27 protein-coding genes, 1 rRNA gene, 1 other RNA gene and 1 other annotated feature are annotated in these 26,487 nt (G+C 55.0%); of the genes, 17 read left to right on the top strand and 12 right to left on the bottom strand.

Annotated features, from left to right (window positions below):
* Positions 1-28 precede the first annotated feature (28 nt).
* The 3 genes from ACK5JN_RS16450 to smpB form a co-directional block, all read right to left on the bottom strand.
* Positions 29-1,258, bottom strand: a complete 1,230-nt coding sequence (locus ACK5JN_RS16450; protein ID WP_416871148.1) for an integrase domain-containing protein — start codon at positions 1,256-1,258, stop codon at positions 29-31.
* 166 nt (positions 1,259-1,424) lie between these two features.
* Positions 1,425-1,787, bottom strand: a transfer-messenger RNA (tmRNA) gene (ssrA, locus tag ACK5JN_RS16445).
* Between the two features lie 181 nt (positions 1,788-1,968).
* Complete coding sequence (gene smpB / locus ACK5JN_RS16440) at positions 1,969-2,451, bottom strand: SsrA-binding protein SmpB (RefSeq protein ID WP_064543348.1); 483 nt, start codon at positions 2,449-2,451, stop codon at positions 1,969-1,971.
* A gap of 151 nt (positions 2,452-2,602) precedes the next feature.
* Between smpB and ACK5JN_RS16435 the strand changes: the two genes are divergently transcribed.
* Both ACK5JN_RS16435 and ACK5JN_RS16430 read left to right on the top strand, forming a co-directional pair.
* Entirely contained in the window at positions 2,603-3,040 is a 438-nt protein-coding gene (locus ACK5JN_RS16435; RefSeq protein WP_064543350.1) for a type II toxin-antitoxin system RatA family toxin, read from the top strand.
* Entirely contained in the window at positions 3,030-3,326 is a 297-nt protein-coding gene (locus ACK5JN_RS16430) for an RnfH family protein (RefSeq protein WP_416871147.1), read from the top strand. Before ACK5JN_RS16435 ends, ACK5JN_RS16430 begins: the two co-directional genes overlap by 11 nt.
* A gap of 66 nt (positions 3,327-3,392) precedes the next feature.
* On the opposite strand, the gene bamE is transcribed toward ACK5JN_RS16430, so the two are convergent.
* The 3 genes from bamE to nadK form a co-directional block, all read right to left on the bottom strand.
* On the bottom strand, positions 3,393-3,731 hold the full coding sequence (bamE, locus tag ACK5JN_RS16425) for an outer membrane protein assembly factor BamE (protein ID WP_064543353.1): 339 nt from the start codon (positions 3,729-3,731) through the stop codon (positions 3,393-3,395).
* A 148-nt stretch (positions 3,732-3,879) separates the two neighbouring features.
* Positions 3,880-5,541, bottom strand: a complete 1,662-nt coding sequence (gene recN / locus ACK5JN_RS16420; protein WP_416871146.1) for a DNA repair protein RecN — start codon at positions 5,539-5,541, stop codon at positions 3,880-3,882.
* Positions 5,542-5,626: 85 nt separating this feature from the next.
* Positions 5,627-6,505, bottom strand: a complete 879-nt coding sequence (gene nadK, locus ACK5JN_RS16415) for an NAD(+) kinase (RefSeq protein WP_416871145.1) — start codon at positions 6,503-6,505, stop codon at positions 5,627-5,629.
* Between the two features lie 122 nt (positions 6,506-6,627).
* Between nadK and grpE the strand changes: the two genes are divergently transcribed.
* Positions 6,628-7,221, top strand: a complete 594-nt coding sequence (grpE, locus tag ACK5JN_RS16410) for a nucleotide exchange factor GrpE (RefSeq protein ID WP_416871144.1) — start codon at positions 6,628-6,630, stop codon at positions 7,219-7,221.
* 41 nt (positions 7,222-7,262) lie between these two features.
* Here grpE and ACK5JN_RS16405 read toward each other — a convergent pair whose 3' ends face one another.
* Complete coding sequence (locus ACK5JN_RS16405; RefSeq protein WP_416871143.1) at positions 7,263-8,549, bottom strand: HlyC/CorC family transporter; 1,287 nt, start codon at positions 8,547-8,549, stop codon at positions 7,263-7,265.
* Between the two features lie 16 nt (positions 8,550-8,565).
* The gene (locus tag ACK5JN_RS16400; RefSeq protein ID WP_163448355.1) at positions 8,566-9,357 is read right to left on the bottom strand and encodes a cytochrome C assembly family protein; all 792 of its coding nucleotides are present in this window, start codon (positions 9,355-9,357) and stop codon (positions 8,566-8,568) included.
* A gap of 224 nt (positions 9,358-9,581) precedes the next feature.
* Between ACK5JN_RS16400 and ffh the strand changes: the two genes are divergently transcribed.
* From ffh to ACK5JN_RS16350, 10 genes are all read left to right on the top strand, one after another.
* Positions 9,582-10,946 (top strand): signal recognition particle protein, encoded by a 1,365-nt coding sequence (gene ffh / locus ACK5JN_RS16395; protein WP_064543362.1) that lies wholly within the window; start codon positions 9,582-9,584, stop codon positions 10,944-10,946.
* 221 nt (positions 10,947-11,167) lie between these two features.
* Positions 11,168-11,416 carry a 30S ribosomal protein S16 gene (gene rpsP, locus ACK5JN_RS16390; protein WP_064543364.1) on the top strand — a complete coding sequence of 83 codons (249 nt, stop codon included), beginning with the start codon at positions 11,168-11,170 and terminating at the stop codon, positions 11,414-11,416.
* A gap of 18 nt (positions 11,417-11,434) precedes the next feature.
* Positions 11,435-11,983 carry a ribosome maturation factor RimM gene (gene rimM, locus ACK5JN_RS16385; RefSeq protein ID WP_035894946.1) on the top strand — a complete coding sequence of 183 codons (549 nt, stop codon included), beginning with the start codon at positions 11,435-11,437 and terminating at the stop codon, positions 11,981-11,983.
* 30 nt (positions 11,984-12,013) lie between these two features.
* Positions 12,014-12,781 (top strand): tRNA (guanosine(37)-N1)-methyltransferase TrmD, encoded by a 768-nt coding sequence (trmD, locus tag ACK5JN_RS16380; RefSeq protein WP_064543366.1) that lies wholly within the window; start codon positions 12,014-12,016, stop codon positions 12,779-12,781.
* A 41-nt stretch (positions 12,782-12,822) separates the two neighbouring features.
* Positions 12,823-13,170 (top strand): 50S ribosomal protein L19, encoded by a 348-nt coding sequence (rplS, locus tag ACK5JN_RS16375; protein WP_006687325.1) that lies wholly within the window; start codon positions 12,823-12,825, stop codon positions 13,168-13,170.
* A gap of 131 nt (positions 13,171-13,301) precedes the next feature.
* Positions 13,302-13,685 carry a DUF2946 domain-containing protein gene (locus ACK5JN_RS16370; RefSeq protein WP_416871142.1) on the top strand — a complete coding sequence of 128 codons (384 nt, stop codon included), beginning with the start codon at positions 13,302-13,304 and terminating at the stop codon, positions 13,683-13,685.
* Between the two features lie 140 nt (positions 13,686-13,825).
* Positions 13,826-15,196: a PepSY-associated TM helix domain-containing protein gene (locus ACK5JN_RS16365; RefSeq protein WP_416871141.1), complete on the top strand. Its 1,371-nt coding sequence runs from the start codon at positions 13,826-13,828 to the stop codon at positions 15,194-15,196.
* A 225-nt stretch (positions 15,197-15,421) separates the two neighbouring features.
* On the top strand, positions 15,422-16,492 hold the full coding sequence (gene aroF, locus ACK5JN_RS16360) for a 3-deoxy-7-phosphoheptulonate synthase AroF (RefSeq protein WP_416871140.1): 1,071 nt from the start codon (positions 15,422-15,424) through the stop codon (positions 16,490-16,492).
* Between the two features lie 9 nt (positions 16,493-16,501).
* Positions 16,502-17,623 (top strand): bifunctional chorismate mutase/prephenate dehydrogenase, encoded by a 1,122-nt coding sequence (gene tyrA / locus ACK5JN_RS16355; RefSeq protein WP_416871139.1) that lies wholly within the window; start codon positions 16,502-16,504, stop codon positions 17,621-17,623.
* A 64-nt stretch (positions 17,624-17,687) separates the two neighbouring features.
* Positions 17,688-18,560, top strand: a complete 873-nt coding sequence (locus ACK5JN_RS16350; protein ID WP_416871138.1) for an SMP-30/gluconolactonase/LRE family protein — start codon at positions 17,688-17,690, stop codon at positions 18,558-18,560.
* On the opposite strand, the gene pheA is transcribed toward ACK5JN_RS16350, so the two are convergent.
* The 4 genes from pheA to bamD form a co-directional block, all read right to left on the bottom strand.
* Positions 18,557-19,717: a bifunctional chorismate mutase/prephenate dehydratase gene (gene pheA, locus ACK5JN_RS16345; protein ID WP_416871137.1), complete on the bottom strand. Its 1,161-nt coding sequence runs from the start codon at positions 19,715-19,717 to the stop codon at positions 18,557-18,559. The genes ACK5JN_RS16350 and pheA overlap by 4 nt on opposite strands.
* A 23-nt stretch (positions 19,718-19,740) precedes the next feature.
* Positions 19,741-19,866: a sequence feature (Phe leader region), on the bottom strand.
* A complete protein-coding gene (gene pheL, locus ACK5JN_RS16340; RefSeq protein ID WP_121497579.1) occupies positions 19,818-19,865 on the bottom strand; it encodes a pheA operon leader peptide PheL in 48 nt (15 codons plus the stop codon). It overlaps the preceding feature by 48 nt.
* 117 nt (positions 19,867-19,983) lie before the next feature.
* Positions 19,984-20,325, bottom strand: coding sequence for a ribosome-associated translation inhibitor RaiA (gene raiA / locus ACK5JN_RS16335; protein ID WP_064543378.1), 342 nt, complete (start codon positions 20,323-20,325; stop codon positions 19,984-19,986).
* Between the two features lie 272 nt (positions 20,326-20,597).
* Positions 20,598-21,341, bottom strand: coding sequence for an outer membrane protein assembly factor BamD (gene bamD, locus ACK5JN_RS16330; RefSeq protein WP_416871136.1), 744 nt, complete (start codon positions 21,339-21,341; stop codon positions 20,598-20,600).
* Positions 21,342-21,473: 132 nt separating this feature from the next.
* Between bamD and rluD the strand changes: the two genes are divergently transcribed.
* The 4 genes from rluD to ACK5JN_RS16310 all read left to right on the top strand — a co-directional run.
* Positions 21,474-22,454, top strand: a complete 981-nt coding sequence (gene rluD / locus ACK5JN_RS16325; protein ID WP_416871135.1) for a 23S rRNA pseudouridine(1911/1915/1917) synthase RluD — start codon at positions 21,474-21,476, stop codon at positions 22,452-22,454.
* Positions 22,451-23,182, top strand: a complete 732-nt coding sequence (gene yfiH, locus ACK5JN_RS16320) for a purine nucleoside phosphorylase YfiH (protein ID WP_416871134.1) — start codon at positions 22,451-22,453, stop codon at positions 23,180-23,182. The genes rluD and yfiH overlap by 4 nt, the downstream gene beginning before the upstream one ends.
* Before the next feature lie 130 nt (positions 23,183-23,312).
* A complete protein-coding gene (gene clpB, locus ACK5JN_RS16315; RefSeq protein ID WP_416871133.1) occupies positions 23,313-25,886 on the top strand; it encodes an ATP-dependent chaperone ClpB in 2,574 nt (857 codons plus the stop codon).
* A gap of 438 nt (positions 25,887-26,324) precedes the next feature.
* A 16S ribosomal RNA gene (locus tag ACK5JN_RS16310) occupies positions 26,325-26,487 on the top strand; the annotation flags it as partial.

Here is a 26,487-nt window from a genome sequence, read left to right as displayed (position 1 = left end):
TATTGTTGTTGCCATCATCAATCTACTTTCATGCTGCCATAGCTCTACGCTTCTGCGCCTGAACGTAATCTCCCCACCACTGCATCAACTGTGTTCTTTCAGCAAGATACTCAGCACGATTGTAAGCGGCTATGATTTCATTGTTCTTGGTATGAGCTAAGGCTGATTCAAGCACCTCTGTTCTAAATTTACCACTTTCTTCAGCAGCCGTTCTTGCTATAGAACGCATTCCGTGAGCTACCAGTTCACCACCGAATCCCATTCGGATGATTGCAGCATTAGCTGTTTGCTCATGCATGTGATTAAGCGGGGCTTTGATACTTGGGAAAACCCACTCTCTATGACCACTGATTGGTCTGATTAACTCAAGGATGCGCATAGCCTCTTTGCTCAGCGGAATCTTGTGAGGGCGCTTCATCTTCATAAACTCACCGGGGATGTTCCAGAATCGATTATCTTCGTCAATATCATTCCACCGAGCACGGACAGCTTCTCCCGGACGAACCCACGTAAGGAGTTGCCACTCAATTAGAAGACGTGTTTCGAGCCGTATAGACGCGTTAGATAGAGCAATTAAGAATCGGGGTAAATCATCTGGTGGTAAAGCTGGCATATTTTGCTTTTTGGGTTTGCTAAATCTCTGGCCGAGATTGTCAGCAGGATTAAACTCAATAAGTTCTTCTGTCGCAGCCCAACGGAAGATTTCATTTAGACGTGAAATGATACGGCGTAGGGTTTCCAATACGCCTCGTTGTTCTATGGGGTCAAGATGTTGTTTTAAGAGCTTGGGACGGATCTCTTTGATAGGAACGTTGCCTAAACCGGGGAAAATATTTCGTTCAAGGCTCCGCCAGATGTCTTCTGCGTGGTCTGGAGAGATACCAGAGGTCTTAACCTTTTCATCTAACCATTTCCTAGCAACCGCTTGTAGCGTGTGCTCAGTGGCATCCTTAAGAGCATTAGCTTTATCGTTGTTGTGGATCTGCGGATCGATACCATTTGCCAGCAGCGACAAGTATTCATCACGTAAAGCCCGTGCCTTGGCAAGTGTGAGATGAGGATAGGTTCCTAAGCTCATCTTTGTTCGCTTCTTACTTACTGGCACTGCATACCTGAAATACCAATTTTTCTTACCACCCTTTGATAGGGGAGCGATTCGTAGTATCAGGCCATCACCGTCAAAAAGGTTGATTTCCTTTTCTGCTGGCTTGGTATTTTTGATTTCAGTGTCAGTGAGTTTCTTAGCGATTTTTGCCATTTTTAGGACCCTCGATTTTGAGACCCTTTGCGCTGGGTCCCAAAAAGGGTGCCACAAGGAGTAGCTTCTAGCAAATTTCAGTAGACTTCTGTAGACATAAAAAAGCCCGCAAGGCTGGTTCCATGCGGGCTTAGTAGACTTCAGTATACTTCAAACAACTAAAAAGTGGTGGAGCTGGCGGGAGTTGAACCCGCGTCCGAAATTCCTACATCCTCGGTACTACATGCTTAGTTCGTCTTTACATTCGCCTGGCACCTGCGGACGGACACGCCACTACCAGACTAGCCTGATTAGTTTTAACGCTTCAACCCCAGGCAGGGCTTCCACGCGATCTCTTTTGGGTTTGACCTCTCTTTGATCCCCGTCTTAAGAGCGGAAGCTAGGGAGAGAGGGCTCAGAGCAGGTTATTAAGCTGCTAAAGCGTAGTTTTCGTCGTTTGCGACTATTTTTTGCGGCTTTTTACGAGGCCAACCGCCCCTCGGCATGCACCTTGGGTTTCGCAAATCCCGTCGAATCCAGAATCAGCCCCAATAGTGTTGTGATGAGTATAACAGAGTTGCGTAGAGGGTTGCCAGTAAAAAACGTGTCTCAACAAGCTGTTGGCTGAGCGTTTCTCGTGCAAATGGCGGTGTTGAGGAAGGATAACGGGCTGATAATGCAACTATCCCCGTGAGCCGGGGATAGTTGTTGAGGCTGGAGATGCGTCTGGCTTAGCGGCCGGCATGTTTCATAATGCGGGCTTTATCGAGCTGCCATTCACGATCTTTCAGGTCGGAACGTTTGTCGTGCTGTTTCTTACCTTTGGCGACGCCGATCTTCACTTTACACCAGGCGTTCTTCCAGTACAGGGACAGCGCCACGACGGTGTAGCCTTCACGGTTGATGCGCCCGTAAAGAGAGTCCAGCTCGCGTTGGTTGAGCAGCAGCTTACGCGTGCGGGTAGGGTCGCAAACGTAATGCGTGGACGCCACGGCCATAGGGGTAAAGTTGGCGCCGAACAGGAACGCTTCTCCGTCCTTCAGGATGACGTAGCTGTCGCCGATGTTGGCTTTACCTGCGCGCAGGGATTTCACTTCCCAGCCCTGGAGGGCCAGACCCGCCTCAAATTCTTCTTCGATAAAGTATTCGTGGCGGGCGCGTTTATTCAGCGCAATCGTGGCCGATCCAGGTTTGTGTGCTTTTTTCTTTGTCATAATATCCTGAAATTATCGCTAATCTGATAAGCCTAGCCTCAAGCTCCCGCGAGGCGTAATGCGTTATCTTAGCACGATATAGCCTGCGTCCGTTTTTTTTAACCGTAGATAAATGATACTATTTACGCCGTGTTCGATCATGGAAATTGCTATGCCTCAGATTAGCCGTACTGCGCTGGTTCCCTACAGCGCGGAGCAAATGTATCAACTGGTTAATGATGTGAATGCCTATCCGGATTTTCTTCCCGGTTGTACGGGCAGCCGCGTTCTGGAGTCTGGACCGACGCAAATGACGGCGGCGGTTGATGTCGCGAAAGCGGGTATCAGTAAGACCTTTACCACGCGTAATACGTTAACCGATAACCAGAGTATCCTGATGCATCTGGTCGATGGGCCGTTTAAAAAGCTGATTGGCGGCTGGAAGTTTACGCCGTTAAGTCAGGACGCCTGTAAGATTGAATTTCATCTTGATTTTGAGTTTACCAATAAGCTCATTGAGCTGGCATTTGGCCGCATCTTTAAAGAGCTGGCGCTGAATATGGTTCAGGCGTTTACGATGCGTGCCAGAGAGGTTTACCGTGTCGGGTAAGATTGCCGTGGAAGTGGCTTACGCGCTGCCGCAAAAGCAGTATGTGCAGCGCGTTACGCTGGAACAAGGGGCCACGATTGAGCAGGCGATCCAGGCAAGCGGCCTGCTAGCGCTGCGTGATGATATCGACCTGAGCAAAAATAAGGTCGGTATTTATAGCCGTCCGGCTAAGCTGCAGGATGAAGTTCATGACGGCGATCGGGTTGAGATTTATCGCCCGCTGATTGCCGACCCGAAAGAGCTACGTCGCCAACGGGCGGAAAAGTCGGCGCAGAATAAGGGCTAGCCCACTCTACGGCTTACAGATAATAAAAAAGCGCTCATTGAGCGCTTTTTTTTCGTTGCTGCTGGCTTATTTAGTCAGCGCTGGTTTGTTATCGATGTTGGTCAGCACACCGCTGCTGTTGAAGGTCAGCGTCAGCGTCTGCTGGGTGGCCTTTTCATGCCCCGGCTGCTGGCGGAAAACATAGAACCAGGTGTTGGTGCCGAACGGATCGGTCATCATCGGGGTACCTAAGGTGTAGGCGACCTGTTGCTGGGTCATGCCAGGACGAATTTTGGCTACATCGTTAGGTGCCAGGTAGTTCCCCTGACTAATATCAGGACGGTAAACCACTCGCTCCAGAGTGGAACAGCCTGCAGTCATCATCAGAAGAACCGCTGCGGCAGCAGTCAGCGTTTTACAGCGCATAGTGATTTGATTCCTTTTCGGGCCCGAGCAGTACGCGGCTCATATGTCATGTGCCGATGATAATAGACCTGAGGTAAGTTGGAAACCTTTGATATCAGGTCTTACGGCGTTTTTATTGTGAACTCAGACTCTGAGAAATCAAAAAAGTTTATGCGGCCAGCAACTCTTTCGCATTCGCCAGCGTATTACGGGTGACTTCACTGCCTCCCAGCAGCCGCGCCAGCTCTTGCAGGCGGGCGCGTTTATCCAGCGGCTGCATGTGGGTTTCGGTCATTGCGCCGTCGGTCTCTTTGCTGACGTAGAAGTGGTGGTGACCACAGCCCGCGACCTGCGGCAGGTGGGTCACGCACATCACCTGGGTCGATTCACCCAGCTGGCGCAGCAGTTTGCCGACGACCGCTGCCGTTGGGCCGCTGATCCCCACGTCCACTTCATCGAAAATCAGCGCCGGAGTTTCCATTTTACGTGCCGTGATCACCTGAATAGCCAGTGCAATACGCGACAGCTCGCCGCCGGAGGCCACTTTGGCGATCGCCTGCAGCGGCTGACCCGGGTTGGTGGTGACGCGGAACTCAATGCGGTCTGCGCCTTCAGCGGTCAGATGCTGCTCCTCAAAGCAGACGTCGATATCAAACAGGCCGTGCGGCATGGAGAGCATATGCATGCTGTCGGTAATCAGCTGCGCCAGCTCCTGTGCGCTGGCCTGACGCTGAGCGTGTAGCTGGCGCGCGGTGTCCAGTGCCAGCTGGTGATAGCGAGATACCGCCAGCTTAAGCGTTTCGAGCGAGTCTGTCTGGTCGTCGAGCTGCTGCTGTTCATCCAGCAGAGACTGATAGTATTCCGGCAGCGCTTCCGGCGAGATTTGGTGCTTACGCGCCAGTGAAATCTGTTTTGACAGGCGCTGTTCCAGCTCAAACAGACGGTTAGGGTCGAGATCCATCCGGTCGCAGTAATGACGCAGTTCGTCACTGGCTTCACTTAGCTGGATCGCCGCTTCTTCCAGCATATCGAGTACGCCGGAAAGCTTGCCGTCCATGCTGACCAGTTCGCCTGCCAACTGGCGGGCAGTGTAGAGCTGGCTTTGCAGGTTAACGTCATCGCCGTCTGCCAGGATGGCGAGCGCATGCTGGCTGGTGGAGAGCAACTGGCCGCTGTTGGCGAGGCGCTTGTACTCTTCATCAATCTGCTCGTATTCGCCGGGCTGCGGATTGAACTCGATCAGCTCTTTCAACTGGTATTGCAGCAGCTCGGCGCGGGCGGCGCGCTCCTGGCTTTGCTGCTGGTGGGTCGCCAGATCGCGGCAGCTCTGATGCCAGAGACGGTAGTTCTCCGCCATCTGTCGTGCGAGCCCGGACTCGCCCGCGTAGGCGTCCAGCAGCGTTTTCTGGTGGTCGGATTTGACTAGCTGCTGGTGCGCATGCTGGCCGTGGATCTGGATCAGCAGCTGGCCGAGTTCGCGAAGCTGGGAAAGCGGTACGGCAGTACCGTTAATAAAGCCACGGGAGCGGCCGTCGCTGCTGATGACGCGACGCAGCAGGCACTCACGGCCATCCTCCAGCTGGTTTTCTTCCAGCCAGCGCAGGGCCGCTGGGGTGTCTTTCAGCGCGAAGCGGGCACAGAGATCGGCGCGGCTGGCGCCGACGCGTACCATGTCGGCCTCTGCTCGACCGCCCAGGCACAGCCCGAGGGCATCAATTGCAATGGACTTACCGGCGCCGGTTTCCCCGGTGATGGCCGTCATGCCGCTGTTGAAGTCGATCTCAAGTTCACGAACGATTGCAAAATTGCTGATGGTCAGTTGTGCCAACATAGCCGCTTTCCTGTATGAAAACCCATAACTGTGTTTTCATACAGTATAGACTGGTTTTTTATCCAGTAAAGAGGTGGCGATAAAATTAGAACAACTTTTTTGACCAGCCGAGCTTGGTGCTTAATGTGTTGAAATAGCTGTAGTCTTTCGGGTGAATCAGATTCAGGTGATAGTCGCTGCGGCGAATCAATACGTCTTCACCTTCCTGGATAGGCAGCGCAATCTGGCTGTCGCAGCTGATCTCGAGGTCGCTGCGTCGGTGCGAGAAGCGCAGGCGGATGGTGCTGTTGCTGTTAATCACCAGCGGGCGCGCGGAGAGCGTATGCGGGAACATCGGCACCAGGGTAATCGCGTCCAGCGAAGGCGTCAGAATCGGGCCGCCGGCGGAGAGCGAGTAGGCGGTAGAACCGGTGGGCGTGGAGATAATCAGGCCGTCGGAGCGCTGGGAGAAGGCAAAGGTCTCGTCGATATACACTTCAAACTCAATCATGTGCGCCACTTTGCCCGGGTGTAGCACCACTTCGTTGATGGCGGTACTGATGCGCTTCTGGCAGTTCTGCTGGCACACCTGGGCTTCCAGCAGGAAGCGTTTTTCGGCAATGTAGTTGCCGTCCAGCACGTCGGCAAGCTGCTGATGAGCGTTGTCCGGGTCGAGGTCCGTCAGGAAGCCGAGGTTGCCGCGGTTAATACCGATCACGCTGATGTCGTAGCGGGCGAGGGTGCGCGCCGCGCCGAGCATATTGCCGTCGCCGCCCACCACCACCGCCAGGTCCGCTTTCTGACCAATTTCTGCCAGGGTCCCGGTTTTCACATTATCGAGCTTCAGTTCTTTGGCTATCTGGCGCTCAACAATAACATCGAGGCCTTTGGTGTTCAGCCAGCGATAGAGCATTTCATGTGTCGTCAGGGCCGTCGGATGACGAGGGTGTCCTACAATACCGATACACTTGAAATGATTGTTCATTTTCTGAATGTCCTTGTGCCGAAGATGGGTGACAATGTGAGAGCTTCCCTTGAAACCCGGAATCTGATCCCCATAATAAGCGAAGTTAGCGAGATGATTGCGAAAAAAACGCGGAGAAATTCATGAGCAGTAAAGAACAGAAAACGCCTGAGGGGCAATCCCCGGAAGAAATTATCATGGAACAGCACGAAGAAGTTGAGGCGGTTGAACCAAACGCTTCTGCTGAGCAGGTGGATCCGCGCGACGAAAAAATTGCGAACCTTGAATCGCAGTTAGCGGAAGCCGAGACCCGCGAGCGCGAAAGCGTGCTGCGCGTGAAGGCAGAGATGGAAAACCTGCGTCGTCGCACTGAAATTGACGTTGAGAAGGCGCACAAGTTTGCGCTGGAAAAATTCGTCAACGAGCTGCTGCCGGTGCTCGATAGCCTGGACCGCGCGCTGGAAGTGGCCAACAAAGACAGCGACGCGATGGCGGCGATGATCGAAGGTATCGAACTGACCCGTAAGTCGATGCTGGATGTGGTGGCGAAATTTGGCGTGCAGGTTGTTGCGGATATCGACGTACCGATGGACCCGAACGTTCACCAGGCGATTGCGATGGTGGAATCTGATGAGGTTGCCGCCGGCAACGTGCTGATGGTGATGCAGAAAGGGTATACCCTGAACGGGCGTACCATTCGCGCGGCGATGGTGTCTGTCGCGAAAGCGAAGGCATAAGCTTCGCTTTACCCTCTCCCCGTCAGGGGAGAGGGGTATCATTAATCCTGCACGCTTTCCCGAAGCGGTTTCACCGGGTTCACCTGAACCTGCTTAATCACGTTATCCTGCACGTCGAGAATATCGATATCATACTGGGCGATACGCACGCGCGTGCCCGCCGCCGGGATCTCTTCCAGCGCTTCGACAATCATCCCGTTCATCGTTCGCGCTTCGTCTTCCGGCAGGTGCCAGTTAAAGGCTTTATTCAGCTCGCGCACGTTGGCGCTGCCGTCGATAATCACCGAGCCGTCGTTCTGCGGGTTAACTTCCTCAGCCAGCGACGGTGACATGGAGGTGGTAAAGTCGCCGACGATCTCTTCAAGAATGTCTTCTACCGTCACCAGCCCCTGAATATCGCCATATTCGTCGACCACCAGGCCCACTTTCTTCTTATTGCGCTGGAACTTAACCAGCTGGGTGCTGAGCGGCGTTCCTTCCGGCACGAAGTAAATTTCATCGGCGGCGCGCAGCATCACCTCTTTGGTGAACTCTTTTTTCTCGGTCATCAGGCGATAGGCTTCGCGTACGCGCAGCATGCTGATGGCGTCGTCGAGCGTGTCGCGATACAGCACGATGCGGCCGTGCGGCGAGTGGGTAAGTTGACGGACGATCGATTTCCAGTCGTCGTTGATGTTAATGCCGACGATTTCATTGCGCGGCACCATGATGTCGTCCACGCTGACCTTTTCCAGATCCAGCACCGACAGCAGCATGTCCTGGTTGCGGCGTGAAATCTGCGAGCGGGATTCATTCACGATGGTGCGTAGCTCGTCTTTGCTCAGCGCGCTGCTCATCGTGATATCGGTCTTAATCCCCATCATACGCATCAGAATGCGGGTAATGAGGTTAAGCAGCCAGACCAGCGGCATCATCAGAATTTGCAGCGGCGCCAGCAGGAAGCTGCTGGGGTAGGCGACCTTTTCCGGGTACAGCGCGGCGATTGTTTTCGGCAGAACTTCTGCGAAGACCAGCACCACAAAGGTCAGCACGCCGGTGGCGATGGCGACGCCCATATCGCCGTACAGACGCATGCCGACAATAGTACCGAGCGCGGAGGCCAGAATGTTGACGAGGTTGTTGCCAATCAGCACCAGGCTGATAAGGCGGTCAGGTTTTTTCAGCAGCTTTTCGACGCGCCGCGCCGATTTGTCGCCCTGTTTTGCCAGATGACGCAGCCGATAGCGGTTTAGCGTCATCATGCCGGTTTCAGAGCCAGAAAAATAAGCGGAAATGACCACCATGATGATCAGCGTCACGATCAGCGTGGTGGTAGAGATATGTTCCAAGAGAATTCCTTAGTACTTAGCCTACGAATTGTTGAATCACGCGGCTACCGAAATAGGCGAGCGTCAGGATGCCCGCGCCCGCTACGTTAAACCAGACCACCCGGCGGCCTCGCCACCCTTCATGATAGTGGCCCCATAACAACACGATATAGACGAACCAGGCGATGATGGAAAGGACGGCCTTGTCGATATTTTCCATGCTGAAGAGGTTATGCATGTAAAACAGGCCGGTACACAGCGTGAGCGTGAGCAGCACCACGCCAACCTGAGTGATGTGAAACATTTTGCGTTCAATCACCATCAGCGGCGGCATCTCATGGTTGAACGCCAGCTTTTTATTCTTGAGCTGATAGTCAATCCACGCCAGCTGCAGCGCGTACAGGGCGGCGATAATCAGCGTCGCGTAGGAGAACAGCGACAGGCCGATATGCACCATCATCCCCGGCGTGGCTTCCAGATGGGTGATGAATTCGTTGGGCATAAAGGTGGCGAAGGCGAGGTTGATCAGCGCAAACGCATACACGATGGGCAGCAGCAGCCAGCCGCGATTACGCGAGGCGACAATGGTCATCACCGTACAGATCATCAGGCTGACCAGCGAGCCGACGTTTAACAGGCTGAGATTCTGCCCGCTGTCACCGCCCGGCAGGATGCGGGCTTCCAGCGCAAACGCATGGCACACCAGCGCCACGGTGGCGGAGAGAATCGCCATACGCCGCCAGCCGCTGTTTTTTTGCAGCAGGCCGGGAATGATCAGCGCCAGGCTGATGGAGTAGGCAACAAGCGCGAGCAGGGCAAACACAGGCATAAAGAATCGGCAGTCGTCAAATAGAAGAAAGAGAAGCAGTATATACGCAAAATCCTTCGAGTTGTATCAGGCCGCACAGGCGGTGTGAAGGCGGCGGCGTCACGTTACGTGATATCAGCGCCCACCGTGGCCTCACAACTCGCCCGGTGTCGTGTTATACTGCCGCAAATTTCCGTTTTTTTGTCGCGTGAGCGACTCACCGTTTCCACCCCAGGCGAGAGACAATGTTTGATAATTTAACCGATCGTTTGTCGCGCACGCTGCGCAATATCAGTGGCCGTGGACGCCTTACTGAAGACAACGTAAAAGAGACGCTGCGCGAAGTGCGCATGGCGCTGCTGGAGGCTGACGTTGCGCTGCCGGTAGTGCGTGATTTTATCAATCGCGTAAAAGAAAAAGCGGTTGGTCATGAAGTTAACAAAAGCCTGACCCCGGGTCAGGAGTTCGTCAAAATCGTCCGTAGCGAACTGGTTTCGGCGATGGGCGAAGAGAACCAAACGCTGAACCTGGCCGCGCAGCCGCCGGCCGTGGTGCTGATGGCGGGCCTGCAGGGTGCGGGTAAAACCACCAGCGTCGGTAAGCTGGGTAAATTCCTGCGCGAGAAGCACAAGAAGAAAGTGCTGGTCGTGTCTGCCGACGTTTATCGCCCGGCGGCGATCAAACAGCTGGAAACTCTGGCCGAGCAGGTGGGCGTTGACTTCTTCCCGTCCGACGTGGGCCAGAAACCGATCGACATCGTTAACGCGGCGCTGAAAGAAGCGAAGCTGAAGTTCTACGACGTGCTGCTGGTGGATACCGCCGGCCGTCTGCACGTTGACGAAGCCATGATGGACGAAATTAAACAGGTTCATGCGGCCATTAAGCCGGTAGAAACGCTGTTTGTGGTCGATGCGATGACCGGCCAGGATGCGGCGAATACCGCCAAAGCCTTCAACGAAGCGCTGCCGCTGACCGGCGTGGTGCTGACCAAGGTCGACGGCGATGCGCGCGGCGGTGCGGCGCTCTCTATTCGTCACATTACCGGCAAACCGATTAAATTCCTCGGCGTCGGTGAAAAAACCGAAGCGCTGGAGCCGTTCCACCCGGATCGTATCGCTTCCCGTATCCTCGGCATGGGCGACGTGCTGTCGCTGATTGAAGATATCGAAAGCAAGGTTGACCGCGCGCAGGCCGAAAAACTGGCCACCAAGCTGAAGAAGGGCGACGGTTTCGACCTCAACGACTTCCTGGAACAGCTCAAGCAGATGAAAAACATGGGCGGCATGGCAAGCCTGATGGGCAAACTGCCGGGCATGGGCCAGATTCCGGACAACGTCAAATCGCAGATGGATGACAAAGTGCTGGTGCGTATGGAAGCGATCATCAACTCGATGACCCTGAAAGAGCGCGCTAAGCCGGAAATCATCAAGGGTTCCCGCAAGCGTCGTATCGCCCAGGGCTGCGGCCTGCAGGTGCAGGACGTTAACCGTCTGCTCAAGCAGTTCGACGACATGCAGCGCATGATGAAGAAGATGAAGTCGAAAGGCGGCATGATGAAAATGATGCGCGGAATGAAGGGTATGATGCCCCCAGGATTCCCTGGCCGTTAATCTCTTTGCCGAAGTGCGCGGGTTATCGTCGCGCGCTTCGGTAACGACGAACACGCCGACTTCATGCTGTCTATGATGATAACGCCCCGGTTATCGTGCGGTAAAAGACAGATGTTGATTGCATTTCCCCCAAAAATGAGTAAAATTTTCGGGCTTTTAATATGACACCGGGCCCCTTCCCTCGATGGGGCCCGGTTGTTCTATTCACACAAGAGGATGTTATGGTAACTATTCGTTTAGCACGTCACGGCGCTAAAAAGCGTCCGTTCTACCAGGTTGTTGTTACTGACAGCCGTAACGCACGTAACGGTCGCTTCATCGAGCGCGTTGGTTTCTTCAACCCGATCGCTTCTGGCGCGGAAGAAGGCACCCGTCTGGATCTGGACCGTATCGCACACTGGGTTGGCCAGGGCGCAACTATCTCTGATCGCGTATCTGCGCTGATCAAAGAAGCTAAAAAAGCAGCTTAATCTGTCACGGTGGTCATGATGAGCAAGCAACACACCGCACAAGCACCTGTTGATCCGATCGTATTGGGGAAAATGGGTTCTTCCTACGGTATCCGTGGTTGGCTCAGAGTGTTTTCCTCCACCGAAGACGCCGAAAGCATTTTTGACTATCAGCCCTGGTTAATCCAGAAGGCGGGTCAGTGGCAGACCGTTGAGCTGGAAAGCTGGCGCTACCACAATCAGGATATCGTCATCAAGCTGAAAGGCGTTGACGATCGCGATGCCGCGAATCTGCTGACGAACTGCGAAATTATCGTGGATTCCTCGCAGCTGCCGGCGCTGGAAGATGGAAGCTATTACTGGAAAGACCTGATGGGCTGCCAGGTAGTGACCACGGAAGGCTACGGTCTCGGTAAAGTCATCGATATGATGGAAACCGGGTCGAATGACGTTCTCGTCATTAAGGCAAACCTGAAAGATGCATTTGGTATCAAGGAGCGGCTGGTTCCGTTCCTCGATGGGCAGGTTATCAAGAAAGTCGATCTCGCTACTCGTACTATCGAAGTAGATTGGGATCCTGGTTTTTAAACCACCGGATAAACGGTAAAAGACGGCGCTATGTGGATTGGCATAATTAGCCTGTTTCCTGAAATGTTCCGCGCAATTACCGATTACGGGGTAACTGGCCGGGCAGTAAAAAATGGCCTGCTGAGCATCCAGAGCTGGAGTCCTCGTGACTTCACGCATGACCGGCACCGTACCGTGGACGATCGTCCTTACGGCGGCGGACCGGGGATGTTAATGATGGTGCAACCCTTGCGGGACGCCATTCATGCAGCAAAAGCCGCGGCAGGTGAAGGCGCAAAGGTGATTTATCTGTCACCTCAGGGACGCAAGCTTGATCAAGCAGGCGTCAGCGAACTGGCCACGAATCAAAAGCTGATTCTGGTATGTGGTCGCTACGAAGGTATCGATGAGCGCGTGATTCAGACCGAGATTGACGAAGAATGGTCTATCGGCGATTACGTTCTCAGTGGTGGAGAGTTACCGGCAATGACGCTGATCGACTCCGTTTCCCGGTTTATTCCGGGGGTGCTGGGTCATGAAGCATCGGCAATCGAAGATTCGTTTGCTGACGGGTTGCTGGACTGTCCGCACTATACCCGCCCTGAAGTGTTGGAAGGAATGGAAGTACCGCCGGTTCTGCTGTCGGGAAACCATGCCGAGATACGTCGCTGGCGTTTGAAGCAGTCGCTGGGCCGCTCCTGGCTTAGAAGACCTGAACTTCTGGAAAACCTGGCTCTGACTGAAGAGCAAGCAAGGTTGCTGGCGGAGTTCAAACAGGAACACGCACAACAGCAGCATAAACATGATGGGCTGGTCTAAGACCCCCAAATATCAGTTTACCCAGGATAAGAGATTAAATTATGAGCAACATTATTAAGCAACTTGAACAAGAACAGATGAAGCAGGACGTACCTTCCTTCCGTCCGGGTGATACCGTGGAAGTGAAAGTATGGGTTGTTGAAGGTTCCAAAAAACGTCTGCAGGCATTTGAGGGCGTGGTTATCGCTATTCGTAGCCGCGGTCTGCACTCTGCATTCACTGTTCGTAAAATTTCCAACGGCGAAGGCGTTGAGCGTGTCTTCCAGACTCACTCTCCGGTAGTTGACAGCATTGCTGTTAAACGTCGTGGTGCTGTACGTAAAGCTAAACTGTACTACCTGCGTGAGCGCACTGGTAAGTCTGCTCGTATCAAAGAGCGTCTTAACTAAGATTCGCGCAAGCGACATCCTGTTAGAAAGGGCTGGCCGAATGGCTGGCCCTTTTTTTATCTTCAAACGCACCATGCGTTAACATTTGGTTGTTAAATCATTTACAATGCCCTCATTCATTGGAGGGTAGCGTGAGCGGCAGAGCATCCAACATCACAGCGCTGAGACAGTGGGCCGCCAGGCTTGCGCTGTTGGCTATGGCGCTGATTATCTTTGCTCCGCTGGTTTCCATTTCGTTACAGCAGTCGCCGATGAGCGCGATGCCCGGTATGCATCATGAGATGACCATGCCGATGCCTGCCCACCATTCCATGCCGGACACGATGCCCATCGACCACGGTGAGGCCTGCGGCTACTGCGTGCTGCTGGCCCATGTTCCCGGCATGATGCTAGCGCTGTGCGTGCTGCTATGTGCGCTGCTGCTCCGGGTGACGATCGCGTCTTTCCCGCCGCGGGTGACCCACTGGCGCTATTTCCCCTGGCTATTCCCCGATACTCGTGCGCCGCCGCGTTGAGTTGCCTGATAACGATAGCGATGCAAATCTGCTTGCGCATGTTGCATTGACTCCGGGTATTTCCCGGCGTCGCTGCGCTCGGCCGGGCTACCTTGCTTTGCATCTACGTATATTTTGTTATGCAAGCACGAAGGAAGAGTATGACAACCTGCACCTCGCGGGCGGCATGGGTACACCTGTTACGCCGTCTGCACTTTTTTATCGGCCTGTTCGTCGGGCCTTTTATTTTCGTGGCGGCGCTGACGGGGACGCTGTATGTGGCCACCCCACAGCTGGAAAACCTGCTGTATCACGATACGCTCCATGGCACCATTGACGGTGAGCGCCAGCCCATTGCCGCGCAGATTGCCGTGGCGGAACGCGCGCTGGATGCGCCGCTGACGCTGAGCGCGGTACGCCCGGCGCTGGAAGCGGGTGAAACCACGCGGGTGATGTTCGCCGACCCGACGCTTCAGGCCTCGGAAAACCGCGCTATCTTTGTTGATCCGGTGACGCTGGCGGTAAAAGGCGATATGACGGTCTACGGCACCAGCGGTATTTTGCCGCTGCGGCAGTGGATTGATTATGCGCATCGCTCGCTGCTGCTGGGGGATATGGGGCGTTTGTACAGCGAGCTGGCGGCCTCGTGGATGTGGGTTGCGGCGCTGGGAGGCATTGTCCTGTGGGGCTTTACTCGTCCCAAGCGGCGCATCAAAAACCGTCTGCAAAATACGCGCCGCGTTCACGTCACTCTTGGCTGGTGTCTGCTGGCGGGAATGCTGCTGTTCTCCGCCACCGGCTTAACCTGGTCGCAGTGGGCCGGTGGTAACGTCGATAAGCTGCGCGCTGGATTGGGGTGGCTAACACCGCAGGTCAATACCCAGCTGCACGGCGGCGAGATGATGGCGATGGATCCTCACGCGGAGCATCGCGGTCATGCCGGTGGGATGATGCAGCACGTCTCGCCGATCGCCTGGGATCGGATCGATGCCGTCCTGAACGTTGCCCAGCGCGGCGGTATCGATGCGACGCATCTGGAGATCCGCCCGCCGCGCAGCGCCGATCGTGCGTGGACGGTGACTGAGCTCGACCGACGCTGGCCGACGCAGGTGGATGCCGTGGCGGTCGATCCGCAGTCGCTGACGATTGTCGATTACACGCAGTTTGCTGATTTCCCACTGATGGCGAAGCTGACGCGCTGGGGTGTTGATTTCCATATGGGCGTTCTGTTCGGTTTGCCGAACCAGCTGCTGTTGATTGTCTTTGGTCTGGCGCTGTGCGTGGCGATCGCGATGGGTTATCGCCTGTGGTGGATTAAGCGTCCTGCCCAGCCACTGGTCAGCCCACTGCAAACGCTCACGCAAAGCTGGCTGGCCCTGACGCTGCCCGCGCGCGTTGTGACGCTGGTTGTCGCCGTGGCGATCGGCATGGCGCTGCCGGTGATGGGGGCAAGCCTGTTGCTGTTTATGGCGATCGACTGGCTACGCTGGCGCAGCGCGGTAACGCAGTCGTTATCGCGGGCGGCGGAATAAGGTGATTTATCCAGGGCGAACGATGACGGTTCGCCCTTTTTTATGTACTTTCATTAGAGTGTAATGATTTATGTACGCATAAAGGCGAAATATTTTGCCTGAAATAGGGTGGTGTAAATAATAATTTGCGGATTTTGGATTGATATCTTTACTCGTTATGGTATTGTGAGTCCACCTCATTGAGGAAACAACTATCGCAAACGAGCCATAACAGGTAATGCCATCATGCAAAAAGACGCGCTGAACAACGTAAATATCGCCGATGAACAGGTATTGATCACCCCGGATCAGCTGAAAGCTGAATTCCCGCTCACCGTTGAGCAGGAAGCGCAAATCGCCCAGTCACGTACAACGATTTCTGACATTATCGCCGGTCGCGATCCGCGCCTGCTGGTAGTGTGCGGGCCTTGCTCCATTCACGATCCTGAAGCTGCCATCGAATATGCGCGTCGATTTAAAACACTGGCGGAAGAGGTCAGCGATAGCCTCTACCTGGTGATGCGCGTCTATATTGAAAAGCCGCGTACGACCGTCGGATGGAAAGGGCTTATCAACGATCCGCACATGGATGGCTCGTTTGATGTGGAAAGCGGTCTGAAAATTGCCCGTCGTCTGTTGGTTGAGCTGGTCAGCATGGGTCTGCCGCTGGCAACGGAAGCACTGGATCCAAACAGCCCGCAGTACCTGGGCGATCTGTTCAGCTGGTCGGCAATTGGCGCCCGTACCACTGAATCGCAGACGCACCGTGAGATGGCTTCCGGTCTGTCGATGCCGGTCGGTTTCAAAAACGGCACCGACGGCTCGCTGGCGACCGCCATCAACGCCATGCGCGCGGCCGCCATGCCGCACCGTTTCGTGGGTATCAATCAGGCCGGCCAGGTCTGCCTGCTGCGCACCCAGGGCAACCCGGACGGTCATGTGATTCTGCGCGGTGGTAAAAAGCCGAACTACGGCCCGGAAGATGTGGCGCAGTGTGAAAAAGAGATGGAACAGGCGGGACTGCGCGCGTCGCTGATGGTAGATTGCAGTCATGGTAATTCCAATAAAGACTACCGCCGTCAGCCTGCGGTGGCGGAATCCGTTGTCGCGCAGATCAAGGACGGTAACCGTTCAATTATTGGTCTGATGATTGAAAGTAATATTCACGAAGGCAATCAGTCTTCCGAGCAGCCGCGCTGTGAGATGAAGTACGGCGTGTCGGTGACCGATGCGTGCATTAGTTGGGAAGCCACCGATGCGCTGCTGCGTGAGCTCGACAAGGATTTACGCGGCCATCTGGCGGCTCGTCTGGCGTAAGAGGATTGTATGGTTGCTGAACTGACCGCGTTACGCGATCAAATTGATGAAGTCGATAAGGCGCTACTCAGCCTGCTGGCGAAGCGTCTGGAGCTGGTGGCGGAAGTGGGCGAAGTGAAAAGCCAGTATGGCCTGCCGATTTACGTCCCGGAGCGCGAGGCCGCAATGCTGGCTTCTCGCCGTCAGGAAGCGGCGGCGCTCGGCGTGCCGCCCGATTTGATTGAAGACGTGCTGCGCCGCGTGATGCGCGAATCCTACTCCAGCGAAAACGACAAAGGCTTTAAAACGCTGTGTCCGTCGCTGCGTCCGGTGGTGATTGTCGGTGGCGGTGGTCAGATGGGGCGGCTGTTTGAAAAAATGCTGAACCTGTCTGGTTATCAGGTGCGGACGCTGGAAAAAGAAGACTGGGCGAAAGCGCCGGAGATGGTGGCGGATGCGGGCATGGTGATTGTCAGCGTGCCTATTCACGTCACCGAGCAGGTGATAGCGAAGCTGCCGCCGTTGCCAGCGGACTGTATTCTGGTGGATCTGGCGTCGGTGAAAGCCGGGCCGCTGCAGGCGATGCTGTCGGCACACGCGGGGCCTGTTGTCGGGCTGCATCCGATGTTCGGCCCGGACAGTGGCAGCCTGGCCAAGCAGGTGGTGGTGTACTGCGATGGCCGCCAGCCGGAAGCGTATCAGTGGTTCCTTGAGCAGATTCAGGTCTGGGGCGCGCGTCTGCACCGCATTAGCGCGGTAGAGCACGACCAGAACATGGCGTTTATCCAGGCGCTGCGTCACTTTGCGACTTTCGCCTACGGTCTGCATCTGGCGGAAGAGAACGTGCAGCTGGAACAGCTGCTGGCGCTCTCTTCACCCATCTACCGTCTGGAGCTGGCGATGGTTGGGCGTCTGTTTGCCCAGGATCCGCAGCTGTACGCCGATATTATTATGTCGTCCGGCAACAATCTGGCGCTGATCAAGCGTTACTACCAGCGTTTTGGCGAAGCGATTGGCCTGCTGGAGCAGGGCAATAAGCAGGCGTTTATCGACAGCTTCCGCAAGGTAGAGCACTGGTTCGGCGACTATGCGCAGCGTTTCCAGAGTGAGAGCCGCGTCCTGTTGCGCCAGGCGAATGACAGTCGGCAGTAAACGAAAACTGTATATACTTGAAAGCCAGGGGAAATCCTCTGGCTTTTTTTATGGGATAAAGACGATGGCTGACGCAAACCTGCTGTTTGATTACACCGGACATCTGCCGGAATGCCCGACCTGGAGCGACGCCGAGCAGGCGCTGTACTGGGCGGATATCATGGAGTGTGAAATTCACCGCTACGTGCCCGCGACGGGCGATCACCAGGTGCTGCAGTTTCCGGAAGAGGTGGGCTGCTTTGCGCTGCGGGAAAAGGGCGGTTTTATTGTCGCGCTGCGCAGCGCCATCTGGCTTGCCGACAGCCGTGGTCTGTTACAGCATAAAATCTGCGATAACCCGAGCAACCCGCAGCTGGCGCGCTTCAACGACGGCGGTACCGATCGCGATGGCCGTTTTTATGCCGGTACCTTCTGGGGGCCGGGTGACTACAACGGTGCGCTGCTGGTCCGGGTGGATAATCAACTGAAGCCGAAAGTGATCCAGTGTGATATTCACGGTGCGAACGGGCTGGCCTTCAGCGAGGACAAACGCTGGATGTACACCTCAGATACGCCAAACGGAGTGATTTATCGTACGCCGCTGGACGCCGACGGCGAGCCGGGAACGCGTGAGGTTTTCCGCTTGTTTAAAGACGGTGAGGGGATCCCGGACGGGGCGGCCATTGATGAGGAAGGCTGCTACTGGAGCGCGATGTTTGACGGCTGGCGGGTGGCGCGTTTCTCGCCTGAGGGGGAACAGCTTGCTGAGTACCGTCTGCCGGTGCGTTGCCCGACGATGGTTTGCTTCGGTGGGGCGGATATGCGCACGCTATTTATCACTACCACCCGCGAGAATATGTCGGTGGAGGAGGTGGCTCAGTATCCGCTCTCCGGGGCGATCTTCACCCTGCCGGTGGCGGTGGCAGGAATGAAGAAGCGGCCCTTTATCGAACGTTAAACCGGATCAACCGGCACCACGTTCTCGCTCGGGTAGCAGCCCAGCACCTTCATGGATCGGGTAATGCCGGAGAGCTCTTTCAGCGCCTTTTGCATCGGCAGCGCGTCCAGGTTCGCCTGGACGTCGAGATAAAACATCTCTTCCCACGGGTTGCCGTGAATCGGGCGCGATTCAAGCTTGGTCATAATCAGGTTGTGGTTACGCAGTACCAGCAGCGCTTCTACCAGCGCACCGGCCTGCTGCCCGGTGGCGATCAGCAGGGTGGTTTTCGCCGGGACCTGGTCAGAGACGTTGACTGCCTTGCGCGCCAGCACCAGGAAACGGGTGATGTTTTGCGTCTGGTTGGCCTGGCAATGCTCCAGCACCTGCAAACCATACAGCTTGCCGCCGGCTTCGCTGCCCAGCGCCGCGACGGCCGGTGAGTTGGCCTGCGCGACTTTCTCCATCGCCGCCGAGGTGCTCTCGGTGTACTCAATTTTCCACTGCGGATAATGGCTCAGGAACTGGCTGCACTGCTGGAACGGTTGCGGGTGGCTATACACCGTTTCAATGGCCTCAAGCGAGGTTGTGCCGTTCACCAGCACGCAGTGGTCGATGGGCACCGTCATTTCGCCGACGATTGACAGGCTGGTGTGCTGCAACAGGTCATAGACGTCGTTAATCCCGCCGGAGCTGGTGTTTTCAATCGGCACCACGGCGTAGTCGGCCTGGCCGGTTTCCACCTGGTTGAAGATATCGGCAAACTTCAGACAGCCGCTTTCGATGAACTGCTCGAAGTGGCGAGCGGCGTACTGGCGGGCCGCCAGGTGCGAATAGGAACCTTTTGGGCCCAGGAAGGCGATACGCGCCGAGTGCGGGTTAATCTTATTCAGATGCTGCTGCAGCAGCGTCTGCTGGGTAAGGACGGAATCTTCGATGATAAGCTGGAACAGACGGGTGATGTAGTGGGCGTCAAGCTGGTGGGTTTTGCCCAGCGTAATCAGGCGCTCCAGCAGGTCGCGCTCGCGATCGATGTCGCGCACCGGGCGGTGAGATGCCAGCTTGGCTTTGCCAACCTCAATGGCCAGGCCACGACGTTCAGCCAGCAGGCTCACTAATTTCTCATCGAGGGCGCTTATCTTATCGCGTATCGCCAGTAACGGGTTTTCCGAAGTCATTATGTTTGCCTTTCTTGTTATCAATAAAAAAGGCCCCCCGGTGTGGGAGGCCTTATTGTTCGTCTTCGCATTCTTTATCGCACGACGAAACGCCTCCCATTCAGGGGAAGGTAAAAAAGAATGCGAAGAAAAACGGTAGCAGTTTCACTGTCTGGCTAAATCCTTAGCGTAATGAGGTTTTACAGTACTCGTTCTGTTTTCGTTCTGTCAATAAAAAACGCGCCCGAAGGCGCGTTGGCGATACACATTAAAGTACAAAGTTCAGTTTACTCTTCCTCAACTTCTTCCACGAAGCTTGCGTCTTTCACCGACGTTGCGGCGCGACGGGCTTCCCCTTTGTGTTGCACCTTATTGAGCTGCCGTTCCAGCTTGTTGATCAATTCGTTAATGGCGGTGTACATATCTTCATGTTTCGCACTGGCGACCAGATGCCCGTTCGGGGTATTCATCGTGGCGTCCGCTACAAATCCCTGTGGCTCTTTAGACAGAATGATATGCGGGTTGATTAAGTGGGTTTGCCATTTTTCCAATTTTGCGAGACGGTCTGCGACATGCTGGCGAATAGCCGGAGTAATTTCCATTTGTTTACTGGTAATGTTCATTGTCATAAATTTTACCTCTTGTCTTTCCGTCTTGGTGATTCCAGCATACCTCGGATTTGGTTAAAATGTGTGATAAAGATCACATTATTTTGTCGCTTTTTGTCAGTGCATCCATTTTGTGAGTCAGGACAGGAAGAAGGGATTTTTTACTTGTCGGTTCGCGAAAATACAGCCATATTTGATAGGATGACCTGGCGCTAAACCGCTTCAGCAAATCATTAAACCGAATAAAAAAACGGCAGCCATCGGGCTGCCGTTTTGCTTTCTGAAAGTTTGAATCAGGACTGCGTGCTTTTGCCGTTGGCGGCAATGATTTTTGCCACTTTGTCAGCCTGCGCCGTCATCTGCATTTCACGGTAGGCGTTTTCCATCTTCGGCAGGGCGTCGCGAGTCGCCTGGGTATCCGGGAAGTTACGCATCATATTTTCAACGCGGTTCACCACGGCAACCCACGCGCCGCGGGCGGTGTAGTAATCAACAACGGAAAGTTCATACTTCGCCAGACGGTCTTTCAGGAAGATCAGACGCTTGTTGGCATCGGTGACGTATTGACTGTTCGGGTAGCCGCGCACCAGCTTCGAGAAGTCGTTGAATGCGTCACGGGCGTGCTGCGGGTCGCGGTCGGAGCGATCGACGCCGAAGAAACCTTGCAGCGCGCTATCGTCCAGCGCCATGTTGGTTAAGCCGCGCATGTACATCACGTAGTCGATGTTCGGGTGCGTCGGGTTCAGGCGAATGAAACGGTCAATGGCGGCCTGAGCCAGCGGCAGATCGGCATTTTTGTAGTATGCGTAGATCAGATCCAGCTGTACCTGCTGAGAATATGGCCCGAACGGATAGCGATTATCCAACGCTTCCAGTTGCGTTATTGCCTGTTTCCAGTTACCGTCCTGCAGCTTTTGCTGAGCAGTTGCGTAGATTTCATTAGGCGGACTATCAGGAACCTCTTCCTTTGAACCAGAGCACCCCGCCAAAGCCAGGCTCAACGTGGCCGCTGCCACCAGATATTTCATGCGCGTCATGACGTTTTGACTTTCCTCAAAATGTTTATACGGGATATTCACAGTTCCTGTTCCCGATTAAGACCAGCTACAATAGCACACTATATTAAACGGCGAAGCCGTAAAAACCCAACGTTAACGAAGAAGCTGTATATGGCACAACGAGTACAACTCACCGCAACGGTGTCCGAGTCACAACTCGGTCAACGCTTAGATCAGGCTTTGGCCGAAATGTTCCCTGATTATTCGCGATCGCGCATAAAAGAGTGGATCCTCGACCAGCGCGTTCAGGTCAACGGCAAAGTTTCAGACAAGCCGAAAGAAAAAGTCATGGGTGGCGAGTCCGTCGCTATCGATGCGGAAATCGACGAAGAGATCCGCTTTGAAGCGCAGGATATCCCACTCGATATTGTATATGAAGATGAAGATATTCTCGTCATCAACAAGCCGCGCGATCTGGTGGTTCACCCGGGCGCCGGTAACCCGGATGGCACGGTGCTGAATGCGCTGCTGCACTACTATCCGCCGATTGCAGATGTACCGCGCGCGGGCATCGTCCATCGTCTGGATAAAGACACCACCGGGCTGATGGTGGTAGCGAAAACCGTTCCGGCGCAAACGCGTCTGGTTGAATCGCTGCAGCTGCGTGAGATCACCCGCGAGTATGAAGCGGTGGCGATTGGTCATATGACGGCGGGCGGTACCGTTGAGGAACCGATTAGCCGTCACCCCACCAAGCGTACGCACATGGCGGTTCACCCGATGGGCAAACCGGCGGTAACGCACTATCGCATTATGGAACACTTCCGTGTGCACACGCGTCTGCGACTGCGTCTGGAAACCGGGCGTACGCACCAGATCCGCGTGCACATGGCGCACATCACCCATCCGCTGGTGGGCGACCAGGTCTACGGTGGTCGTCCGCGTCCGCCAAAAGGCGCATCTGATGCGTTCATCTCCGCACTGCGTAAGTTTGATCGCCAGGCGCTGCATGCCACCATGCTGCGCCTCTATCACCCGATCTCGGGGATTGAAATGGAGTGGCACGCGCCTATCCCGCAGGATATGGTCGATTTGATCGCTGAGATGCGCGCCGACTTTGAAGAACATAAGGATGACGTAGACTGGCTATGACCAAAATCATTGTCCCGGAATGGCCGCTGCCGCAAGGCGTGGCCGCCTGTAGTTCAACGCGCGTCGGCGGAGTCAGCGAAGGCGCGTGGGATTCGCTGAATCTCGGCGCGCACTGTGGCGATAACCTTGAGCACGTTGAAGAGAACCGCAAGCGCATGTTCGCGGCGGGCAAGCTGCCGTCGAAACCGGTATGGCTGGAACAGGTGCACGGCAAAGATGTGCTGCACCTGACCGGCGAGCCGTATGCTTCGAAACGCGCTGATGCCTCATACAGTAATACCCCCGGGACCGTGTGTGCGGTGATGACAGCCGATTGTTTACCGGTGTTATTCTGCAACCGTGCGGGCAGCGAAGTGGCGGCAGCCCATGCCGGCTGGCGCGGCCTGTGCGACGGCGTGCTGGAAGAGACCGTAGCCTGCTTCAAAGACAGCCCGGATAACATCATGGCCTGGCTTGGCCCGGCGATTGGCCCACAGGCGTTTGAAGTGGGCCCGGAGGTGCGCGAAGCGTTTATGGCGAAAGACGCCAACGCTGAACGCGCGTTCCGCCCGGTGGGAGAGAAATACTTCGCCGATATTTATCAGCTCGCGCGTCAGCGTCTGGCTAACGTCGGCGTCACCGCGATATACGGCGGGGACCGCTGTACTCTCAGCGAAAAGGATGATTTCTTCTCATATCGCCGCGACCGTATTACGGGTCGTATGGCAAGTTTCATCTGGCTGATATAACCTATAGAATCAAGACGATCCAGAAGGCAGATATTTTTTTCTCATAGACCAGGTCATTTAACCTTGAATAATTGAGGGATGACCTCATTTAATCTCCTGTAGCAAAATTGACCTATATATGGGAGGAGTCATGCGTCTGGATCGTCTTACCAATAAATTCCAGCTTGCTCTTGCCGATGCTCAGTCACTCGCACTGGGGCACGACAACCAATTTATCGAACCTCTTCATTTAATGAGCGCCTTGCTGAATCAGGAAGGGGGCTCGGTACGTCCTTTATTAACGTCCGCGGGCATTAACGCCGGCCAGCTACGCACGGCTATCGATCAGGCGCTGAGCCGTTTACCTCAGGTGGAAGGCACCGGGGGAGACGTGCAGCCGTCTCAGGATCTGATGCGCGTGCTGAATCTGTGCGACAAGCTGGCGCAAAAACGCGGCGATAACTTTATTTCGTCGGAACTGTTCGTTCTGGCGGCGCTTGAGTCTCGTGGCACTCTGACCGACCTGCTGAAAACTGCAGGCGCAACTACCGCCAATATCACTCAGGCCATTGAACAGATGCGCGGAGGTGAAAGCGTGAACGACCAGGGTGCCGAAGACCAACGTCAGGCATTGAAAAAATACACTGTCGATCTGACCGAGCGTGCCGAGCAGGGCAAGCTCGACCCGGTTATCGGCCGTGATGAAGAAATTCGCCGTACCATTCAGGTACTGCAACGTCGTACCAAAAACAACCCGGTATTGATCGGTGAGCCGGGAGTCGGTAAAACCGCCATCGTCGAAGGGCTGGCGCAGCGCATTATTAACGGTGAAGTACCGGAAGGCCTGAAAGGCCGTCGCGTGCTGGCGCTGGATATGGGCGCGCTGGTGGCCGGGGCGAAATACCGCGGTGAGTTTGAAGAGCGCCTGAAAGGCGTGCTGAACGATCTGGCCAAACAGGAAGGCAACGTCATCCTGTTTATCGACGAGCTGCACACCATGGTTGGCGCGGGTAAAGCCGACGGCGCAATGGATGCCGGCAACATGCTGAAACCGGCGCTGGCGCGTGGGGAGCTGCACTGCGTAGGGGCGACCACGCTGGATGAATATCGTCAGTACATTGAAAAAGATGCCGCGCTGGAACGTCGATTCCAGAAAGTGTTCGTCGTAGAGCCTTCGGTGGAAGATACCATCGCTATTCTGCGTGGCCTGAAAGAGCGCTATGAGCTGCACCACCATGTGCAGATCACCGACCCGGCAATTGTCGCGGCAGCGACGCTGTCTCACCGCTATATTGCTGACCGTCAGCTGCCGGATAAAGCCATCGACCTGATCGATGAAGCGGCGTCCAGCATTCGTATGCAGATTGACTCCAAGCCGGAAGAGCTGGACCGACTTGACCGCCGTATTATCCAGCTGAAGCTGGAACAGCAGGCGCTGATGAAAGAGTCTGACGAGGCGAGTAAAAAACGTCTCGATATGCTGAACGATGAGCTGAACGACAAAGAACGTCAGTACTCTGAGCTAGAAGAAGAGTGGAAAGCGGAAAAAGCGTCGCTCTCCGGTACGCAGACAATTAAGGCCGAGCTGGAGCAGGCGAAGATCGCCATTGAGCAGGCGCGTCGCGTTGGCGACCTGGCGCGGATGTCCGAGCTGCAGTACGGCAAAATCCCTGAGCTGGAAAAACAGCTGGAAGCTGCGACCCAGTCGGAAGGCAAAACCATGCGTCTGTTGCGTAATAAAGTGACGGATGCGGAAATTGCCGAAGTGCTGGCGCGCTGGACCGGTATTCCGGTGGCCCGCATGCTGGAAGGTGAGCGTGAGAAGCTGCTGCGTATGGAGCAGGATCTGCACAGCCGCGTGATTGGCCAGAACGAAGCGGTAGAAGCGGTATCGAACGCGATTCGCCGTAGCCGTGCCGGGCTGTCTGACCCGAATCGCCCAATCGGTTCATTCCTGTTCCTGGGGCCAACCGGGGTAGGTAAAACCGAACTGTGTAAAGCGCTGGCTAACTTTATGTTCGACAGCGACGACGCGATGGTGCGTATCGATATGTCCGAGTTTATGGAGAAACACTCCGTGTCTCGCCTGGTCGGTGCGCCTCCGGGATACGTTGGCTATGAAGAAGGCGGCTATCTGACAGAAGCGGTACGTCGTCGCCCTTACTCCGTGATTCTGCTGGATGAGGTGGAGAAAGCGCATCCGGATGTCTTCAACATTCTGTTGCAGGTGCTGGACGACGGTCGTCTGACCGACGGGCAGGGGAGAACGGTCGATTTCCGTAACACGGTGGTGATCATGACTTCGAACCTCGGTTCGGATCTGATTCAGGAGCGTTTTGGCGAGCTGGATTACGGCCATATGAAAGATCTGGTGCTGGGCGTGGTGAGCCACAGCTTCCGTCCAGAGTTCATTAACCGTATCGATGAAGTTGTTGTGTTCCATCCGTTGGGCGAAACACATATCGCGTCGATTGCCCAGATTCAGCTGCAACGACTGTATCAGCGTCTGGAAGAACGTGGCTATGAAACCACTATTTCCGATGAGGCGCTGCAGCTGCTAAGTAAAAATGGTTACGATCCGGTGTACGGGGCGCGTCCGCTGAAACGTGCTATCCAGCAGCAGATTGAAAACCCGCTGGCGCAGCAAATCTTGTCAGGCGAACTGCTGCCGGGCAAAACTATCCGCCTGGAAGTGAAAGACGACCAGATTGTGGCAGTGCAGTAAGTCACAAAAAGAAGAAAACGAGCCCCTCGGGGCTCGTTTTTGTTTAAAAACCAGGCAAAAATAAGAGGGTTGGATGAAAAATAGGCGAACGAAAAGTTTTTTCTATTTTATGCTTGCGGCTTCTCATTTTCTCCCTATAATGCGCCTCCACTGACACGGAACAACGGCAAGCAAGCCGCCGGGTCAGCGAGGTTCTCCTGAGAACTTCGGCGAAGAAAGCAAATTAAACGCTTGACTTCGTAGCAGGGTGGCGTAATATTCACACCCCGCGCCGCTGAGAAAAAGCGAAGCGGCACCGCTCTTTAACAATTTATCAGACAATCTGTGTGGGCACTCATAGTGACATGGATTCTTAATGTCGTCGGACAATAAATGAATACCAAGTCTCTGAGTGAACACGTAATTCCTTACGAAGTTTAATTCACGAGCATCAAACTTATATTGAAGAGTTTGATCATGGCTCAGATTGAACGCTGGCGGCAGGCCTAACACATGCAAGTCGAACGGTAACAGGAAGCAGCTTGCTGCTTCGCTGACGAGTGGCGGACGGGTGAGTAATGTCTGGGAAACTGCCCGATGGAGGGGGATAACTACTGGAAAC

It is taken from the genome of Kluyvera sp., assembly GCF_047971185.1.
Classification (GTDB): Bacteria; Pseudomonadota; Gammaproteobacteria; order Enterobacterales; family Enterobacteriaceae; genus Kluyvera.
Note: the sequence above shows the minus strand (reverse complement) of the source record. Positions and strands in the feature narration are given on the sequence as shown.

Bases quoted from the DNA above. Each gene is read 5' to 3' on its own strand.
- ACK5JN_RS16450 (WP_416871148.1), bottom strand. From the start codon at position 1,258: ATGGCAAAAATCGCTAAGAAACTCACTGACACTGAAATCAAAAATACC.
- smpB (WP_064543348.1), bottom strand. From the start codon at position 2,451: ATGACAAAGAAAAAAGCACACAAACCTGGATCGGCCACGATTGCGCTG.
- ACK5JN_RS16435 (WP_064543350.1), top strand. From the start codon at position 2,603: ATGCCTCAGATTAGCCGTACTGCGCTGGTTCCCTACAGCGCGGAGCAA.
- bamE (WP_064543353.1), bottom strand. From the start codon at position 3,731: ATGCGCTGTAAAACGCTGACTGCTGCCGCAGCGGTTCTTCTGATGATG.
- recN (WP_416871146.1), bottom strand. From the start codon at position 5,541: ATGTTGGCACAACTGACCATCAGCAATTTTGCAATCGTTCGTGAACTT.
- nadK (WP_416871145.1), bottom strand. From the start codon at position 6,505: ATGAACAATCATTTCAAGTGTATCGGTATTGTAGGACACCCTCGTCAT.
- grpE (WP_416871144.1), top strand. From the start codon at position 6,628: ATGAGCAGTAAAGAACAGAAAACGCCTGAGGGGCAATCCCCGGAAGAA.
- ACK5JN_RS16400 (WP_163448355.1), bottom strand. From the start codon at position 9,357: ATGCCTGTGTTTGCCCTGCTCGCGCTTGTTGCCTACTCCATCAGCCTG.
- ffh (WP_064543362.1), top strand. From the start codon at position 9,582: ATGTTTGATAATTTAACCGATCGTTTGTCGCGCACGCTGCGCAATATC.
- rpsP (WP_064543364.1), top strand. From the start codon at position 11,168: ATGGTAACTATTCGTTTAGCACGTCACGGCGCTAAAAAGCGTCCGTTC.
- rimM (WP_035894946.1), top strand. From the start codon at position 11,435: ATGAGCAAGCAACACACCGCACAAGCACCTGTTGATCCGATCGTATTG.
- trmD (WP_064543366.1), top strand. From the start codon at position 12,014: ATGTGGATTGGCATAATTAGCCTGTTTCCTGAAATGTTCCGCGCAATT.
- rplS (WP_006687325.1), top strand. From the start codon at position 12,823: ATGAGCAACATTATTAAGCAACTTGAACAAGAACAGATGAAGCAGGAC.
- ACK5JN_RS16365 (WP_416871141.1), top strand. From the start codon at position 13,826: ATGACAACCTGCACCTCGCGGGCGGCATGGGTACACCTGTTACGCCGT.
- aroF (WP_416871140.1), top strand. From the start codon at position 15,422: ATGCAAAAAGACGCGCTGAACAACGTAAATATCGCCGATGAACAGGTA.
- tyrA (WP_416871139.1), top strand. From the start codon at position 16,502: ATGGTTGCTGAACTGACCGCGTTACGCGATCAAATTGATGAAGTCGAT.
- ACK5JN_RS16350 (WP_416871138.1), top strand. From the start codon at position 17,688: ATGGCTGACGCAAACCTGCTGTTTGATTACACCGGACATCTGCCGGAA.
- pheA (WP_416871137.1), bottom strand. From the start codon at position 19,717: ATGACTTCGGAAAACCCGTTACTGGCGATACGCGATAAGATAAGCGCC.
- raiA (WP_064543378.1), bottom strand. From the start codon at position 20,325: ATGACAATGAACATTACCAGTAAACAAATGGAAATTACTCCGGCTATT.
- bamD (WP_416871136.1), bottom strand. From the start codon at position 21,341: ATGACGCGCATGAAATATCTGGTGGCAGCGGCCACGTTGAGCCTGGCT.
- rluD (WP_416871135.1), top strand. From the start codon at position 21,474: ATGGCACAACGAGTACAACTCACCGCAACGGTGTCCGAGTCACAACTC.
- yfiH (WP_416871134.1), top strand. From the start codon at position 22,451: ATGACCAAAATCATTGTCCCGGAATGGCCGCTGCCGCAAGGCGTGGCC.
- clpB (WP_416871133.1), top strand. From the start codon at position 23,313: ATGCGTCTGGATCGTCTTACCAATAAATTCCAGCTTGCTCTTGCCGAT.